Raw genomic sequence first — 16,701 nt, 5'->3', positions numbered from 1 at the left:
AGGGAAGGACGCGCAGGCCAGACCGGTTCCGACACGATCGGTTCCATGCAAGGCAAAGCGTTATTTAGCCGCCGGCCATGCGCCTGTCCAGCGGCGGAGGCCGACTCGCGATGGCGGTATTTCGGCGCGATAGGCCCGCCTTTGCCATAAAGGCCGCATTAGCCCTTCGGCGCCTCGCGCGCAGCCCAGGCGTCGATCTCAACCTTGAGCGTGGGCAGGCCCAGTGCCGACACGTAAAGAAGCGTCGTGCAAGGCCGATGATCACCGAAGAATGCCCCAAACACCTGCCGGCGGCGGTCGGGATCAACATCGCCAACCAGATATGTCGTCAGTTTGACGATATCGCCAACGGACATGCCGGCTGCATCGAGATTGCGGCGGACATTGTCGAGCGCCACCTCGATCTGCTCCACCGGGTCGGTCGGCAAGCTACCGTCAGGCCGCAAGCCGATCTGCCCGGACAACACGAGCCAACGGGCTCCGGCAGGCACCTCGATCTGATGGCTATAAGCAGCGACCGGCGCATGCACGCCGGCCGGATTGCGAAACTGCATCTATCTCTCCCTCGGTCGACCGCGTACCAGCCGACCACCGCCTCTCACCCAAACGGGACGAGAGGCCTTGGACCCAGCCCTCACTCAGCCTCGGGCGGCGTTCCGTCAGCGTCATCCTCGGGGTCGCCCTTCAGGATGGAGTCGGCGATGACGCCGGCGTTCTGCCGGATAGCCGCCTCGATCTCATTGGCGAGCGCCTCGTTGTCGCGCAGGAACTGCTTGGAATTTTCGCGACCCTGGCCGAGACGCTGGCTGTTGTAGGAGAACCAGGCGCCTGACTTCTCGACGATTCCAGCCTTGACGCCAAGATCGATCAACTCGCCCACCTTGGACACGCCCTCGCCGTAGAGAATATCGAATTCCACTTCGCGGAACGGCGGCGCCAGCTTGTTCTTGACCACTTTGACGCGGGTCTGATTGCCGACGATCTCCTCACGATTCTTGAGCGCGCCGATGCGGCGAATGTCGAGACGAATCGAGGCATAGAACTTCAAGGCATTGCCGCCGGTCGTCGTCTCCGGGCTACCAAACATCACGCCGATCTTCATGCGGATCTGGTTGATGAAGATCACCATGGTCTTGGATTTTGAGACCGACGCGGTGAGCTTCCGGAGCGCCTGGCTCATCAGTCGAGCCTGCAGGCCCGGCAGCTGATCACCCATTTCGCCTTCGAGTTCGGCACGCGGCGTCAGCGCTGCCACGGAGTCGATCACCAGCACGTCGATGGCACCGGAGCGCACCAACGTATCGGTGATCTCAAGCGCCTGCTCGCCGGTATCCGGCTGCGAGATCAGGAGCTCGTCGAGGTTGACGCCGAGCTTGCGGGCATACACCGGGTCGAGCGCGTGCTCGGCGTCGATGAAGGCGCAAACGCCACCACGCTTCTGCGCTTCGGCCACTGTATGCAATGCCAGCGTCGTCTTGCCCGACGACTCCGGGCCATAGATCTCGACGACGCGCCCCTTCGGCAAGCCGCCGATGCCAAGCGCGATGTCGAGTCCGAGCGAGCCGGTCGGTATCGTCTCGATTTCCACCACCTGCCCCTTGCCGAGGCGCATGATGGAGCCCTTACCGAAGGCCCGTTCGATCTGCGACAGGGCGGCGTCAAGCGCCTTGGTCTTGTCCATGGAGGTTCCTTCCACGAGGCGAAGTGAATTCTGCGACACTGGGTTCGCTCCTTATTTCACGGCCGTTCCCGGATTTCAAACTCACCGTAAATGTACACGATTTGTTCCCGTGAGCAAGCGGCATATATGTCCTTGACAGGAAAAAGCAAGTCTGGTTTCGTTCCCGACGTGTTCCGGCAGGGTTAAAACGTCGGAAAGCCGGGAGAAAAGCTCTGGACGCGGGGAATCGAAACAAGGGCTTTCTGCCACTTTTGGTGGTCGGCGGCTGTCATCAGGATGTGCTTGGCCGGGCCGGCAATGCTTATGAGCCAGCGACCTCATGTCCGGGGATTGTGACGTATCGCCCCGGTGGCGTGGCGCGCAATGTCGTCGTGCTGCTCGGGCGAGCCGGAGCGCCTTGCCGCTTCGTCTCGGTGGTCGGCGAAGACGCGGCCGGCCGAGACCTCATGGCCGAACTTGCCACGGCCGGCATCGATACATCGGCAATGGTGGTGGACGCCAACGGCCGGACCGGCACCTACCTTGCCATTCACGACGAGGCCGGCGAACTCGTCTCGGCCATCTCCGACCTCGGCCTCTATGACGACTTCGTGCTACCGGTAGCCGCGCTCGACGTCGGCAAGCACCGGTTGGTCTTCGCCGATGCCAATCTCGCGCCGGCCGAACTTCGCCGGCTCGCCGACACCCATGGCGACAGGCTGGTGCTGGATGCCATTTCGCGCGCCAAAGCGCCGCGCCTGCGCCCCCTTGTCGGCTCTGGCGCGCTGTTCATCTGCAACCTCCCGTCGGCGGAGCTGTTGGTCGGCCAGCCGATCGGCCGACCGGTCGAGGCGGCGGAATGGCTGGCAAAGGCCGGCGCCCGACGGGCGGTGATCACCGGCGGTTCGAAGCCGCTAGCCGTCCTTGATAACGGCCACGTCTGCGAACTGAAGCCCCAGCCGACCCAAGTGGTCGACGTCACTGGGGTCGGCGATGCGCAGACCGCCGGTATCCTGTTGGCATTGTCGGCAGGCGCCTCGCTCGTTGCCGCCGTTGAGGTGGGCATGGCGGCGGCCCGCGCCGCGCTCGCCACCGCGGGTGCGCTGCGCGAACTGCCAACCGGCGTGGTAGCGGCGGCCCTGATAGCCGGAGACAAGGCCGAAACTTAGAGCGCCATCCGCCATCGGAATGATGCGTCATTGAAAAGACACGGCAATTGTCAACTTTTTGCGAAGGTGCGTCTTCCCTCTTTCGCAAACCCGTCGTCTCGTCGTATAGAGCAAAGTTCGGAGATCCATCACTCGCCGCCGACGCTGCGTGCCCGCTCCGTGGCCCTGTCGCGCGGCCACATTCGGAGGCATGATGGCATCCCTGCCACTCGTCTATTCGCCTGAAGTTGAAGCTGCGATCGCCGCCGGCAAGCCGGTTGTCGCGCTTGAATCCACCATCGTCACCCATGGCATGCCCTACCCGGACAACGTCGAGACGGCGCGCGCCGTCGAAGCCGAGATCCGCGGCCGTGGCGCCGTGCCAGCCACCATCGCCGTGCTGGACGGCAAGATTCGCATAGGTCTCGATGCCGACACGCTCGATCGCCTCGGCACCATGACCGGCGTCATGAAGCTGTCGCGGGCCGACCTTGCCTTTGCGCTGGCCACCGGCCGGCCGGGATCGACCACCGTCGCTGCGACCATGATCTGCGCCTGCCTAGCCGGCATCGACGTGTTCGCAACCGGCGGCATCGGCGGTGTACATCAGGGCGCCGAGGAGAGCTTCGACATCTCCGCCGACCTCGAGGAACTTGGCCGCACGTCGGTCATCGTCGTCGCCGCTGGTGCCAAGGCCATCCTCGACCTGCCCAAGACGCTGGAAGTGCTGGAGACCAAGGGCGTGCCGGTGGTCGGCTACCGCACCGACGAGTTCCCCGCCTTCTGGTCGCGCGGTTCCGGCCTGAAGGCCCCCCTCCGGCTCGACTCGGCAGCCGAAATCGCCGCCTTCCAGAAGGCTCGCGAAACGATCGGCATCGATGGCGGCATGCTGATCGCCAATCCCGTGCCTGAGACCGACGAGATCCCGGCCGTTCGCATGCAGGGTTTCATTACGGCATCACTGGCCTCGGCCAAGCAAGCCGGCATCTCCGCCAAGGAGGTGACACCCTATCTGCTTGCCGACATGTTCGAGCGCACCGCCGGCTCGTCGCTCAAGACCAACATCGCGCTGGTCATGAACAACGCCCGCCTCGCCGCCGACATCGCCAAGGCGCTGAAGGCCTGATCTCAAATACGCTTCGGGGCTGGTCCGCCCAGCCCCGAAGAAATCAGCCTCGTTGCCGAAACTCAGTCCGGAATTATTCAGCCAGCGTTTCCTTCACCGTCGTCGCCAGTTGCTTCAGCGAGAACGGCTTGGCCAGAAAGTTGAACTGCTCGTTCTCCGGCAGGTTCTTCTTGAAGGCATCCTCGGCATAGCCCGACACGAAGATGATCTTGAGGTCCGGTCGCGTCTTGCGCAGTTCCCTGAGCAGCGTCGGCCCGTCCATCTCCGGCATCACCACGTCGGATACCACCAGATCGACCTTGCCATCCACCTCAGCCATCACCTCCAGCGCTTCGGTGCCGGTCGATGCCTCATGGACGGTATAGCCGCGCGAAATCAAGGCGCGAGCAGCGAAGGCGCGCACCGCTTCCTCGTCCTCGACCAGCAGAATCGAAGCGGTGCCGGTGAGATCGGCCATCGGCGTGGCCTCGACGTTCTTCTTGGGCGCCGTCTCGGCCGGCGCCTCGTGGCGCGGCAGGAAGATATGGAACGTGGTACCGACGCCCACCTCCGACACCGGATAAATATAGCCGCCGGTCTGCTTGATGATGCCGTAGACGGTTGAAAGACCGAGGCCCGTGCCTTTGCCCACTTCCTTGGTCGAGAAGAACGGGTCGAAGATCTTTTCCATGATCTCCGGCGTCATTCCCGAGCCGTTATCCTCCACCTCGATGTGGACATACTCGGCCGCCGGCATACCCTTGAAAGTATAAGACCTGGTACAATCGGCGGCCGTGGCGTTCGAGGTGCGGATCTCCAGCTTGCCGGCCTTGGTCATAGCGTCGCGGGCGTTGACGGCGAGATTGATGACCACCTGCTCGAACTGGTTGAGGTCGGCCATCACCGGCCAGACGTCGCGGCCGTTGTTGACCTTGAGCTGCACTTTCTCGCCGAGCAGCCGGCTCAGCAGATTGGAAAGTTCAGCCAACACATCGGAGAGCACCAGCACCTGCGGCCTGAGCGTCTGGCGGCGCGAGAAGGCCAGGAGCTGCCGGACGAGACCGGCGGCGCGGTTGGCATTCTGCTTGATGTTCATGATGTCCTGGAAGGACGGGTCGGTCGGTCGGTGGTTGTTGAGCAGGAGATCGGAGAAGCCGATGATGGCGGTGAGCACGTTGTTGAAGTCGTGCGCCACGCCGCCGGCCAGCTGACCGACCGCCTGCATCTTCTGCCCTTGGGCAAATTGCGCTTCCAGCACCCGTTGCTCGGTGGTCTCGAGGGCGTAGACGATCGCCACCTCGCCGTCGCCGGCCCCCTCCTCGACGGTGGACACATAAAAGCGGGCCGAACGGTCGCCCTCGCCGGGCAGCGAAACGTCGATGCCGGAGATGTTGCCCTGCCCGTTCACCGCCGACACGATGGCCTCGGAAATCGCCTTGCGGTCACGCTCGGCGACCACGTCGGCGAGACGGCCGCGCGGCGCCGAGGCGTCCGGCTTTATCGAGGAGCCAAACAGGCGCATGAATGGCGCATTGTTGCGGCCAATGCGACCTTCCTTGTCGATGGAGGCGATGGCGGCCGGCGTATTGTTGAAGAAGCGGGTAAAACGCACTTCCGCGGCGCGCAAAGATTCCGAGATGTCTTCGCCCGGCGACCGGTTCAGCACCAGCGTGCGGCTGTCGCCGACCGCGCCGTCGCTGCCCACCGGCACGCGATGGATGATGCGAACCGGCAGGATCTGGCCGTTACGCTTCATCATGTCCAGGTCGACGATGCCGGTCTTCACCTCGCCCGAGGTGCCCCGGATGCCATCGAGCAGCGCCACCCCGTCGCCAACCACGATTTCCTTGAGCTGCATGGCGCCCGCCTCGAACTCGGCGAGATCGTAGCCGAGCCAGTCGGTCAGCGTGGCGTTCATGTAGACGACGCGGCCAAGTGCATTGGCCGAAAGGAAGCCGGCCGGCGCGTGATCGAGGAAATTCACTGCCCGCTGCAGCGCCTGGAAGCTGTTTTCCTGCTCGTCCCGGTCGCGGGTAATATCAGCCACCTGCCAGACATTGAGTGGCTGGGAAAGACCGTTGAGCGGCCGCACGCGAATACGATACCAGCGGGCCGGGCCGTCGATCCGGCCAAGCGGATGGGCGACGCGCACCTCTTCCATCGCCCGCCGGCCCTCCCGCGAGGCCTGGGCCAGGCGGAAAATCACATCGGCCGTATCGGGATCGCCGGAAAACACCCGTTCAACGGTGCGGACGTCGACCGCCGCCTCGGCGCGGATCAGCCGGCCATAGGTCGCGTTGGCATAGACGATGCGGCCGTCGCCGTCGGTAACGCAGACACCGTCGGTCATGGTGTCGAGGAACCGCTTGGCGAGCTGCACCTGACCGTCGTTGCGCGAAGAAAGACGGACGAGGCCGATGGCGATGGCAAACAGCGAGAACACGCCGATCACCGCCAGAAGACCGAGCAGGCCGAGCACATAGGGTTCGGCGGCGGCTCGGTCGAGCACGGCAAATACCGCGGCGGCGGCCACCAGTGCCAACGCCAGCGCAATCACCAAGCCGACGTTGCCGCCGCGCTCGGAACGGTCGACGATCGGCGTTTCGACGGAAGGTACCGATGACTCGGTTTCGTTCATGCTACTCTTGCCCTGCCCGCCCGCCGACGCCGTACTGGATGGATCCACGCACCGGCCGGGAATCGCCTCTTCGAACCATGATCTTTAGCAATCGCCCGTGACGAGGCAAACGCTGACTTGCGCCTTTTTGCGAATAGATGCGGATGATACCAGCTTTTGCTGCCCGTCCGCGTCGCGATCACCCTCTGTCAGGACCGCCAGTTCGACTTCTTCTTGAGATTCAGAACGTAGCCCACCACTTGCGCCACGGCTTTGTAGTGCTGCTCCGGAATGGTTTCATCGAGATCGACACTGGCATAGAGCGCGCGGGCCAGCGGCGGATTTTCAACGATCGGCACGTCGGACGCCTTCGCCAATTCGCGAATGCGGAGCGCCACCTCGTCGGCCCCCTTGGCAACGCAAACCGGTGCCGGCGTCGTATGATCATACTTCAGCGCCACCGCGTAGTGGGTCGGGTTGGTGACGACCACCGTAGCGGACGGTACCTTCTGCATCATGCGCTGCTTGGCCCGCTGCATGCGCAACTGGCGGATACGACCCTTGATATGCGGATCGCCCTCGGTCTGCTTGTGCTCGTCTTTGACTTCCTGCAGTGACATGCGCTGGCGCTTCATGTAGCGGAAGCGCGCCCAGAAATAGTCGATGGCAGCGATCAGAAACAGCAGCGCCAGCGTGAAGCCGAGCATACGAAGCGCTAGCGATTTTGCCACCAGGATCGTACGCGCGATGTCGATAGTCACCAGTGCGTCAAGTCGGTCGCGTTCCGGCCATAACACGGAGACCATAACCGTGCCGAGCGCGGCGATCTTCAACAGGCCCTTGATGAAGTTGGCAAAGCTTTCCGGCGAAAACATGCGCTTGAGCCCGGCAAGCGGCGATACCTTGTCGAAGCGGGGTTCCAGCGACTTCCAGGAAAACACCATGCGATGCTGGGCAAGGCTGCCAATGATGCCGCCCAGGGCCATCAGCACCAGCGGAAAAGCCAGTGAGAGCAGAAAACCGCTCACCAGAGCGATATAGAGACGGCGGAGACCGCCGCCATCGACGGCGATCTCGGCGGCATGCTCGATAAGGCCACGCAAAGGCGACAGGAGCACGCCGATCACTCCCGAACCGGTAAGCCCGATCACGGCGGTCACGCCGACGAGCCCGAAGAAGGTGCTCACCTCCATGCTCTTGATGACGTCGCCCTGCTCGTGCGCCTGCTCGAGTTTTCGTTGTGTTGGTTCTTCTGTTTTGTCGCTGTCGTCGTCCGGACCGGCCATGGCTGCCTCAGCTTGGAATGAGGCGCATCAGACCGGTCTCGACGAAGGACCGGTAGAGGCCGATGATGGTGACGATCAGCGAAGCCAGGATGGCGAGACCGATCAAGATGGTGAGAGGCATCGCCAGGAAATAGACCTGGAATTGCGGCATAAGCTTCTGCAAGACGCCGAGTCCGAGATTATAGACAAGCGCGAACACCATGAAGGGCGCGGCGATCTGCAGCGCCGTCTTGAACGACTCGGCAATGGTCAGAATGGCGGCGTCCTTGAAGTCGCCGACCGGTATCATCTCGCCGGGCGGAAACATGGTGTAGCTGCCGGCGATACCGGCCAGCGCCACATGGTGCAGGTCGGTCACAAAAATGACCGTCACGCCGGTCACCGATAGGAAGGACGAGATGATCGCCCCTTGCTGGCCCATGGTGGGGTCGACGCTCTGGGCAAAGCCAAGGCCGATGTCGGACGCGATGGCCGTGCCGGCGGTCTGTATCACGCTCATCAACAAACGCGCGGTGAGGCCGATGGCCACACCGATGATCACCTCGGCGACGAGCGCGAAGATCAGGCGGCTCATGTCGTTGGCGAGCCCCGAGGGAAGCCGGCTCGACAGAACGGGGTAGAAGACGGCGGTGAGCAGCAAGGCAAAGGTCAGCCGGACGCTTGTCGAGATCGTCTGCTCGCCGATGCCGGGCATCAGCATGCACAACGCGCCGATACGAGCGAACAGCAGCAAAAACAACACCGTCACATCGGGGAGGATGTGAATGGTCATCCCCGGACGATCATTTCGGTAATCGTCACCATGAAGCTGTTGAGCGAGTCCGCCATGAACGGCAGCGTCAGCAGCAGTACAACGAAAATCGACAGGATCTTTGGAATGAAAGCCAGCGTCTGTTCCTGAATCTGGGTAAGCGCCTGGAACAAGGACACGATGAAGCCAACAGCGAGACCGGTCAGCATCACCGGCGCCGCCACCTTGATGGTCACCCAGATAGCGGTCCGGGCCAGGTCGAGAACCTCAGCGCCACCCATTCCGTCCGCTCCAAGTCGGCGCTGGCGTCAGATCGCCATGCGCATGATTTCCTCATAGGCCGAGATCACCTTGTCACGCACCGACACCATGGTATCGAGCGCCACCTCGGCTTCGGATACGGCCGTGACGACATCAATAATGTTGCCCTTGCCGGACATGTAGCTCGCCTGCTTGGCTTCCGAGACGTTACCCTGGTCGACCACCTGCTGGACCTGGTCGCGCACCATGGCGCCGAAGTCCGGCGATTTCACCCCGGCGGTCAGATCGGCCGCACCAGTGCTAGCCTGCCCCGACTGGCCGCGATTCGCCAGTCTCGACATGGAGCCATACACATTGCTGGCGTTGAGCGCGGTGGTGGTGAGCGCCATGATGACGAATCTCCTCTTGAGGGCGCTCAGCTGCGCAGGATGTCGATGGTCTTCTGGAGCATGTTGCGCGTCGACGAGACCACGTTGAGATTGGCCTCGTAAGTGCGTTGAGCGCTCTGCATGTCGACCATTTCGATGAGCGGCGACACGTTCGGATATTTGACGTTGCCGTTGGCGTCGGCGGCTGGGCTGTTCGGCTCGTATTTGACTTCGAAGTCTGTACGGTCGGGCACCACCTTGCCGAGCTTCACCATTTCCGCCCCAAGTTCCTTGTCGAACTTGGAGGTCACCGTCGGAATCTGGCGGCGGTAGGGATCGCCGCCCGGGGTCGAGGCGATCGAATCGGCATTGGCCACATTCTCGGCAATAATCCGCATTCGGCCGGTCTGCACCTTGAGGCCGGCGGAGGAGATCATCAGTGTCTTGAGAAAATCCATGGCCTCACCTCACTTCTTGCCGACAGCGGTTTTCAAAAGACCGAGGCTGCGCTGATAGAGCGAAGTCACCGTCTGAAAGTCCATCTGGTTGCTGGTGACCTTCATCATCTGGTCTTCGAGAGACACTGCGTTGCCATCGGGCGTTACGTCATAGCCACCGACCTTCTCTGTCCGGACCGGTGTAACGTTGCTGATCATTGGCCCTGCGATATGCATCGGGTTGGTCAGTACGGTCGCGACACCGGAATCCGACTCGCCTTCGACCGCCACGCGAAAGAAGTCGGGTGCCTTGATGTCACGCGCGGTGTAGCCAGGCGTTTCGGCATTGGCGACGTTTTCGGCGAGCACTTTTTGCCGGGCCTCGTGGAACCGAAGCTTTCCCTTGAGAGCCTGCAAAACCGGCAGATCGGTGATCGACATCGAAGAACTCACCGGAAATGGCGGCCGACCCGGCTGCCTGACACACCGCATGGGGAGCGGCGCCCGAAATGTCGCGACCCAGCACAAGGATTCGCAACGTGAAAACCATAGGCAATATTTGCCGACCTCGTGGTTAATGAATGGTTAACAATCTATTGTTCGTGAGGAGGAGAGACTTGAAAAACGCCCAATTTGGCTGATAGCTGGGGAAAAGTGCCTAATGGGCTTAGGGTTGCGCTCTGCAACAACCGAACGATGAAGAGTAACAGGGTTAAGCGAAACGCTAAAAGCAGCGCCGGAAGACGTTTCCGAATAATTTCCCATTTCGAGATAAACCGGCTATCGACTTGACGAACTGGCCCCTTCAACGAAACGGGTCTTGAGTGGATAAAGTGAGATGCAGGAATTGCTGGTAACTTGGTTTGGCGCCACGGGAGCAACCGCTGTGCGTTACGCCGTAGCCCTCGCCGTAGTGATCGGACTGCTGCTGCTGCTCCGCTGGGTTCTTCGGAACTATGCGACCGGCGGCCAGCTATCGATCGGCCGGAGCCGCCACAACCGGTTGACGATCGTCGAGCAGATCGCCCTGGACCAGCGCCGGCGACTCCTGCTCGTGCGGCGCGATGGTGTCGAGCATCTGATTCTGGTGGGCGGCGGAAACGACCTCGTCGTCGAGCCGACCATTATTCGCGGCGTACCCGTCGGCAGCCTTGGACGTGCGACCCGTCCAGCACCCGCCTCGCAAACTGCGACTGACGACGCCGAGCATCCCGCCGTGGAGACGCCCGCCGTCGGGACGTCATCCGCCGCGCCGACCGTAGAGCCTCCTGTTGTCGCCCCCCGCGTCATGCCGGCGCCGCGGCAAGCGTTGGCGGTCGAGCCGGCCCGTCCGACTTTCCCCTCGCATGTTGCCAGCGAGCACCCTAAGGCGACCTCAATCCAGGCCCGCCTCAATCGCGTTCCGCCCCGGGCGCCCGACGTGGCTCGTACCGCGGCGACATCACCTTACATACCGCCGGAAGCGCACCGCGTAGAGCCGACGGTGGCTCCCATTTCGCCGATCGTGCCCGACAAGGCGGTCAGCGAAAGGCCGTCGCACGAGGCACAGCAAGCCGAGCATAAAGCCGTCGAAGCCCAGCGCGCGGGTCCGGCTAGCGAATCCGTGTCCGCCCTCAACGATGGCCCCGGATTTGACGACCTGGCCCGGCAGCTCGACGAAGCGCTGAAGAGCGAGATCGAGGAAATGAAGATTGAGGCGGCCCAGCCGCCCGCCGTCGTCGCAGAGCCTGCCCCCAAGCCAGAGCCGCCGAAAGCGAGCCAGTCCGCCGCTTCCGCCTGGCTTCGGCCCCGCCCCGCTCAGCCGCCCCGTCCGACCGTTCAGCGGGAGCCGACCATGTCTCGAGAGTCGGCCACACCGGCCGCTCAGCAGCGCTCACCGGTACGTCCGCCCGTCGCCGTGGAGCCACCTCGCGCGGTTGAGCCACCGGCCGAGCCGGTGGCTGCGCCGGAGCCGGTGGCTACCCCTCGTGCGTCCGCCAAGCCTGCCGAGGCGACGGAGAACGACGCCCAGAACAGTGCTGACTTCTCATCCTTGGAAAACGAGATGGCCCGCCTGCTCGACGAGTTGGCTGGCGATTCCAAGGGAAAACGCTGACTGCCTCACCGCTTTCGATAGCTGTCGCCTTGAGCCGCCCTCCGGCCGGGGCGACAGTATCGTGAGAAGCCGGATGATTCGCGTCCGGCCGCGACCGGTATGTTATGCGCCGGTCCTCTCGGATGGGCGCGATGGCGACAGACGATTTCAGGACCGACGAGAACGCAACGACCGCTCCGGTGCAACGCCGTCATAGCACCATCTTGCGGCCGCTCCTCGCCCTCCTCTTCCCTGTCCTGCTCGGCGTCCTCTGGCTCGGCCTTTCCGCCGGGCTTGCACAGGCCCAGGATGTCAGCATTTCGCTCGGTCAGGGATCGACGCTGACCGAACGCGCGGTCCAGCTGGTCGGGCTGCTCACCGTCCTCAGCCTGGCCCCGTCGATTGTCGTGATGATGACGTCATTCACACGCATCGTCGTCGTGTTGTCGCTGTTGCGATCGGCAATTGGCTTGCAGTCGGCCCCTCCCAACGCGGTGATGATCTCCCTGGCTCTGTTTCTGACGGCCTTCATCATGGCCCCGACCTTCCAGGAGGCCTACACCAACGGCATCGAGCCGGTGGTCAACAATCAGATCGAGCTAACCGAGGGCTTTGCTCGCACCATGCAGCCGATGCGCGCTTTCATGCTGGCGCATGCGCGCGAAACTGACCTGCGCCTGTTCGTCGATCTGGCCAACCTGCCGCAGCCCGAGAGTCAGGCCGATCTCGAGACTCGCATCATCATTCCGGCCTTCATGATCTCCGAACTGCGCCGCGCCTTCGAGATCGGCTTCCTGATCTACCTGCCCTTCCTGATCATCGACATGGTGGTGTCGTCGATCCTGATGGCCATGGGCATGATGATGCTGCCGCCGCAGGTGGTATCGTTGCCGTTCAAACTGATCTTCTTCGTGCTGGTCGACGGCTGGGCGTTGCTCGCTGGCAGCTTGGTACGAAGCTACGCCACCTGAGGCGGAGCGCGCGCGGACCTGCCCATCAAAGCGACGAACCGCTTGGCCATTGGCCGACGGGCCCTCAAACGGGCCCCAACCGCCCTCAGCCGGTGTTGGTCGTACCGCCGGCATCTGGCGGTGCGTTGGAGGCCGTGGGCTTTGGCGCGGCGGCGCCGTCGGCGGGAAGGACCATGTTCGGCTTGTCGCCGCCGGTTTCGACGTTGAGGTAGCGCTTGCGGTAATCGGCCAGGAAGCTCTTCATGGTATCGGCATCGGCGATCGACTTGACGATGCCTTGGAAGTCGCTGCCACTTGCCACGATCGGGCCGGTCACCGCGTCGAAGGCCGAGCCATTGGCGGTCGGCGCCATCTTCTCGGTATATTTGGAGCGCAGCCGGTCGACGCTCATGCGGTCGCCGGCCAGCGTGTAGGAGATCCCCGCCTTCAGTATGGCTAACTGCTCGCTGTCGCTCAGCGGCATCGCGTCGGTCCAGCGGGGGCCTAGCATCCGCTCGTAGGCCGTACCCGCGTCGGCATAACGATCCGCCGACCAGAGAATATCTGCCTTCAGACGCGCAATCTCGACACCGTCGAGCGGCTGCAACACCTCGAGCGCGCCGTCCGGATTGCCAGACTCGGCCATGGCTTTGGCCTCGACGGTGCGCCGCTGCCGTTCGATCGCCACCGGCAGCGAGGCCTGCCGGGTGGTTGACAAGGTGTACATCGCCTTGTCGGGCCGGTGGTCGAGAAGATAGACGAGCGCGAGGTCGGCGGCCACCTGAGCGCGCGCCGCGCCGCGCAACCGGTTCTTCACCTGATAGTCGAGCAGAGATGCCGCTTGAGGCAGAAGGTCGACATCGATGAGGCGATCGGCGAGCTTGCGCACCATGGCATCACCGCGGCGCCCGCTCGGTGTCAATTCGCGGTAGTCATAGTAGAGTGACAGGGCCTGCACCGGACTAAGATCGGAACTCTTCTTGTCGAGGAAAACCTGCGAGAAGGCCGACTGCATCTCGTCCGTCATCAAGCGCGACGTGCTGGAGTTCGGATTGACCTGTTCGGCGACACGCATCACCTCGAAGGCGCGCCGATAATTGCCGCGCTCGATGGAATACTGGCCGAGCAGACGCAGCGTCTTGAGTTCCAGTTCGTCACCGCGCCAAGAGACGGCCAATTGCTCCAGTCGATCGATACCCTGGTCGAGGGTGATAAGACCCTCCCGCCGCTGCAACTGTACGAGACGATATGTGGCCTCGGCGGCGACCGGCCCCTGATCTTCGCGCACAATGTTGGACAGGAGCGCCACCGCATCCGTGGCGTGGCCGGCCGCATCGCGCGCCAGGGCGTTGAGGAGGTCGAGCCGGGCACGCTCGTTGGCGCTGAGGCTGGCCGGGTCGATCTTCGCTAGCAGATCGCGCGCCGTCGTGTAGTCCTTGAGATCGATCGCCGAGGCGATGTGGCTCAGCGCATAGCGTCGCTGAATAGCCGGCGGAAAGCTACCGATCACCGAGTCGCCCTTGGCAAACTCAACCACGGCCTCTTCATGCCGGCCAAGATCGCTGAGCGACATCGCCTTCCACACCGATGCGTCGGGACTGTCGTCAAAGTCGTGCCGTTCCAGGAGCTTCAGGGTCTGCTCCGGTCGGTAGGTAAAATATTCGCCGCCCGCCCTCAGGGCGGCCATACGGCTCGACGCGGTTTCTTCCGGCGCTAGTTTACCGACAAGATCGAGCATACCCGTCGTCTCGGGGCCTAGCCCCTCGGCTAGTGCAAGGGTCGACGCCTTGTACCAAAGATTGACGCGCTCTGGCATATCGCGCGCCTGGGTGATCGCTGTCATCAGCTTTTGTCGGGCTTGACCGTAGCCGGCGACGTCGGCGGCGCGGGCGTCGCCAAAATCGATGAAAGCCGCCTTGCGAGCGACCGACGACCCGAGCGCGGCCGGCAGGTCGAACAGAGTCGCCTTCTTCTCCTCGGCGAGCGTCGACACGGCGAGCCCCCCGGCCGGCTGACTGACACCAGAATGCCATCGGCGACGACGGAGAGATCATCGACCTTTGGCAGCAAAGCCAGCCCATGAATCGAGGCCAGTGCGTCAAGCTCGGTGAAGGAGTGCGGCTTGACCAGGCCACGCGCCTGCCCCTTGCCGGTTACGACGATAACGGAATCCTCGCTGCGCGGGTCGGTCAGCTTGTGGACGCGGGAAACAGGTCCGAAGGGAATATCGAGCGACTTGGATCCATCCGGGTGAACCTGCCGGGCAATCGATAGCGGCCGAGTCGGATCAGTAATCATCTCGCCGATCGTTATCACCCACTTGGGACCATCCGGGCTCATGGTCGATACGAAATGATCGGTCATCTCAATGCGGATAAGCTGAGCGCCATCGACCGTCGTCGGCTCGATGCTGCGGGCAAAGCCGACAAAGGCGTCCTGCAAGGTGGCAGCATCAATCGGGGCCGTGTCGTCGAACACCATCCAGAGCGTGTTGTCACGCATGAACAAAGCCGCGCCGACTTCGCTCTTGTAGGGGAACGTGATGTGGACGGCCTGTCCGACACGCTCGGACTCGACGCGAATGACGCCATCGACCAGCGCCCGTGCAACCGCGTTCTCCGGCAATTCTGCGATATCGGCTTTCGGCTTGCCCGCCGGAGCGACAATTTCCGGCCGCGTCGGCGAGGCCCCAGCGACCTGGACCGGTTGAGTGTTCGGCTGTTGCGTCGGTGCGGCCGGGTCGGCAGCGGCGACTTGCACCGCAGGCGGCGTTTGTGTGTGAGACACGGCATCGCCGCTCGTTGGCGCGGCGTTATCGGCCGGCACGGCGGCATGATCGGGAGAGGCCACCTCGGCGTGAGACACTGGATTGCTATCGGCCGCCGGGGAAGCTGCCGGCTGAGTGGGGCTGGGAGCCGGCGCAGCGGCGGCCGACTGATCGGTGACCGGGTGTTCAGCGGCAGGCGCGGGGGCATCGCGACCACCGGCGGCAACGGCCTGCGTCGCGCCAGCGGGAACGGCGGGCAGCGACGAGACGGCCGCCTGCAGGGCGTGATCAAGCGGTGTCATGGCGGCAGGATTATCAGGGCCACGCACGTCGACGACATAACTGTCGCCATCCTTATAGGCGCGAACGTCGGCGACGCTCTCGGCCAGCACGTGCACGGTGAGCCCCTGATCGCCCTGCTCGGCGGTGATGTCGCTGACGAATGGCGGAGGATCGGCACGGATCGCCGTCAAGTCCGGCATCGCCATCCGATTGAATCGCAGATCGACCCCAAGATCGGTGCGGCGGAAGTCGACGTCGAACGGCACATTCCACTTGAAGGTCAGGCGGCTGAACGTCGGCGCACGCGCCGCGGAGACATCGATCCGGATCGGTTTTTCTGTCTCGGCAACGAGTCTTTGCGCCGCCTGGGCCGCCTTGGCCATGTCGTCGGCCTTTTTGGCAAGCGCAGTGACCACCTCGTCCGGCAGACGCGGCGGTTCGCCTTTCCAGGTTCCCGGAAGGAAGTCGACGAACAGTTGCGGCCCGGCCTCCATCACGTTGACCTTGATAGAGCGGCCCAACGCCATGCGGACACCGAGACCATCGGGATCGGTGCGCACGATCAGCACATAGTTGGCGAGCCGGGTTACCGCCGCCTCGGCGTTGAGGTCAACCGGTTGGTCGAACTGAATGACCAGGACACCGCTGTCAGATGTCACCTTGTGCGGCGGCAGAAGGTTGAGGTTCGGGAAGGTCAGGACCATTCGGCCGAAATCGGGATTGGACCGGAATTCGACGGTCACCGGCTCGGCCGCTTGCTTAGCTTGCTGAGCCTGCGCCACATTTGGCGCGCCGATCGCCACAAGGCATAGCGTCGCGGCGACGGCCACAAGTTGGACCGACGACCGAATACGCAACGCAGCCTCACGCAACAACCGGGCAAAACGCATGAACACACCCCGATGACGTCGGGACGTGCCGACGCTTCGGAAGCCTAGGCGACCTGCGCTTAATTTGCGGTTACTTCCGCCCTAGAAATAAGCGGTTTTCTGGGA

The 16,701-nt window shown here is 63.2% G+C and carries 14 protein-coding genes; 4 read left to right on the top strand and 10 right to left on the bottom strand.

Features of this window, described 5'->3' with window-relative positions; genetic code table 11:
* Positions 1 to 158: 158 nt before the first annotated feature.
* A complete protein-coding gene (locus tag AB6N07_RS12845; RefSeq protein WP_370673487.1) occupies positions 159 to 554 on the bottom strand; it encodes a RidA family protein in 396 nt (131 codons plus the stop codon).
* Between the two features lie 80 nt (positions 555 to 634).
* Positions 635 to 1,720: a recombinase RecA gene (gene recA, locus AB6N07_RS12840; protein ID WP_370673486.1), complete on the bottom strand. Its 1,086-nt coding sequence runs from the start codon at positions 1,718 to 1,720 to the stop codon at positions 635 to 637.
* 215 nt (positions 1,721 to 1,935) lie between these two features.
* On the opposite strand from recA, the gene AB6N07_RS12835 reads away from it, so the two are divergent.
* Together AB6N07_RS12835 and AB6N07_RS12830 are read left to right on the top strand one after the other, a co-directional pair.
* Positions 1,936 to 2,829, top strand: a complete 894-nt coding sequence (locus AB6N07_RS12835) for a PfkB family carbohydrate kinase (RefSeq protein WP_370678232.1) — start codon at positions 1,936 to 1,938, stop codon at positions 2,827 to 2,829.
* Between the two features lie 190 nt (positions 2,830 to 3,019).
* Complete coding sequence (locus tag AB6N07_RS12830) at positions 3,020 to 3,934, top strand: pseudouridine-5'-phosphate glycosidase (RefSeq protein ID WP_370673485.1); 915 nt, start codon at positions 3,020 to 3,022, stop codon at positions 3,932 to 3,934.
* A 73-nt stretch (positions 3,935 to 4,007) separates the two neighbouring features.
* Here the strand turns inward: AB6N07_RS12830 and cckA are convergent, their stop codons facing one another.
* The 7 genes from cckA to flgB form a co-directional block, all read right to left on the bottom strand.
* Complete coding sequence (cckA, locus tag AB6N07_RS12825; RefSeq protein ID WP_370673484.1) at positions 4,008 to 6,551, bottom strand: cell cycle histidine kinase CckA; 2,544 nt, start codon at positions 6,549 to 6,551, stop codon at positions 4,008 to 4,010.
* A 188-nt stretch (positions 6,552 to 6,739) separates the two neighbouring features.
* Complete coding sequence (flhB, locus tag AB6N07_RS12820; protein WP_370673483.1) at positions 6,740 to 7,816, bottom strand: flagellar biosynthesis protein FlhB; 1,077 nt, start codon at positions 7,814 to 7,816, stop codon at positions 6,740 to 6,742.
* Positions 7,817 to 7,823: 7 nt separating this feature from the next.
* The gene (gene fliR / locus AB6N07_RS12815) at positions 7,824 to 8,588 is read right to left on the bottom strand and encodes a flagellar biosynthetic protein FliR (RefSeq protein WP_370673482.1); all 765 of its coding nucleotides are present in this window, start codon (positions 8,586 to 8,588) and stop codon (positions 7,824 to 7,826) included.
* The gene (gene fliQ / locus AB6N07_RS12810) at positions 8,585 to 8,848 is read right to left on the bottom strand and encodes a flagellar biosynthesis protein FliQ (protein ID WP_370673481.1); all 264 of its coding nucleotides are present in this window, start codon (positions 8,846 to 8,848) and stop codon (positions 8,585 to 8,587) included. The genes fliR and fliQ overlap by 4 nt, the downstream gene beginning before the upstream one ends.
* 27 nt (positions 8,849 to 8,875) lie before the next feature.
* Positions 8,876 to 9,217: a flagellar hook-basal body complex protein FliE gene (locus AB6N07_RS12805; protein ID WP_370673480.1), complete on the bottom strand. Its 342-nt coding sequence runs from the start codon at positions 9,215 to 9,217 to the stop codon at positions 8,876 to 8,878.
* 26 nt (positions 9,218 to 9,243) lie between these two features.
* Positions 9,244 to 9,654: a flagellar basal body rod protein FlgC gene (gene flgC / locus AB6N07_RS12800; RefSeq protein ID WP_370673479.1), complete on the bottom strand. Its 411-nt coding sequence runs from the start codon at positions 9,652 to 9,654 to the stop codon at positions 9,244 to 9,246.
* A gap of 9 nt (positions 9,655 to 9,663) precedes the next feature.
* Positions 9,664 to 10,074, bottom strand: coding sequence for a flagellar basal body rod protein FlgB (gene flgB / locus AB6N07_RS12795; protein ID WP_370673478.1), 411 nt, complete (start codon positions 10,072 to 10,074; stop codon positions 9,664 to 9,666).
* Positions 10,075 to 10,519: 445 nt separating this feature from the next.
* Here flgB and AB6N07_RS12790 point away from each other — a divergent pair, with 445 nt between their 5' ends.
* Positions 10,520 to 11,728 (top strand): hypothetical protein, encoded by a 1,209-nt coding sequence (locus AB6N07_RS12790; protein WP_370673477.1) that lies wholly within the window; start codon positions 10,520 to 10,522, stop codon positions 11,726 to 11,728.
* A gap of 131 nt (positions 11,729 to 11,859) precedes the next feature.
* Entirely contained in the window at positions 11,860 to 12,678 is an 819-nt protein-coding gene (gene fliP / locus AB6N07_RS12785) for a flagellar type III secretion system pore protein FliP (RefSeq protein ID WP_370673476.1), read from the top strand.
* Positions 12,679 to 14,499: 1,821 nt separating this feature from the next.
* Here fliP and AB6N07_RS12780 read toward each other — a convergent pair.
* Positions 14,500 to 16,596 carry a hypothetical protein gene (locus AB6N07_RS12780; RefSeq protein WP_370673475.1) on the bottom strand — a complete coding sequence of 699 codons (2,097 nt, stop codon included), beginning with the start codon at positions 16,594 to 16,596 and terminating at the stop codon, positions 14,500 to 14,502.
* Positions 16,597 to 16,701 lie beyond the last annotated feature (105 nt).

It is taken from the genome of Pleomorphomonas sp. PLEO (genome assembly GCF_041320595.1).
Taxonomy (GTDB): Bacteria; Pseudomonadota; Alphaproteobacteria; order Rhizobiales; family Pleomorphomonadaceae; genus Pleomorphomonas.
The sequence above is the reverse complement of the archived record's forward strand: the minus strand, read 5'-3'. Positions and strand labels throughout refer to the sequence as shown.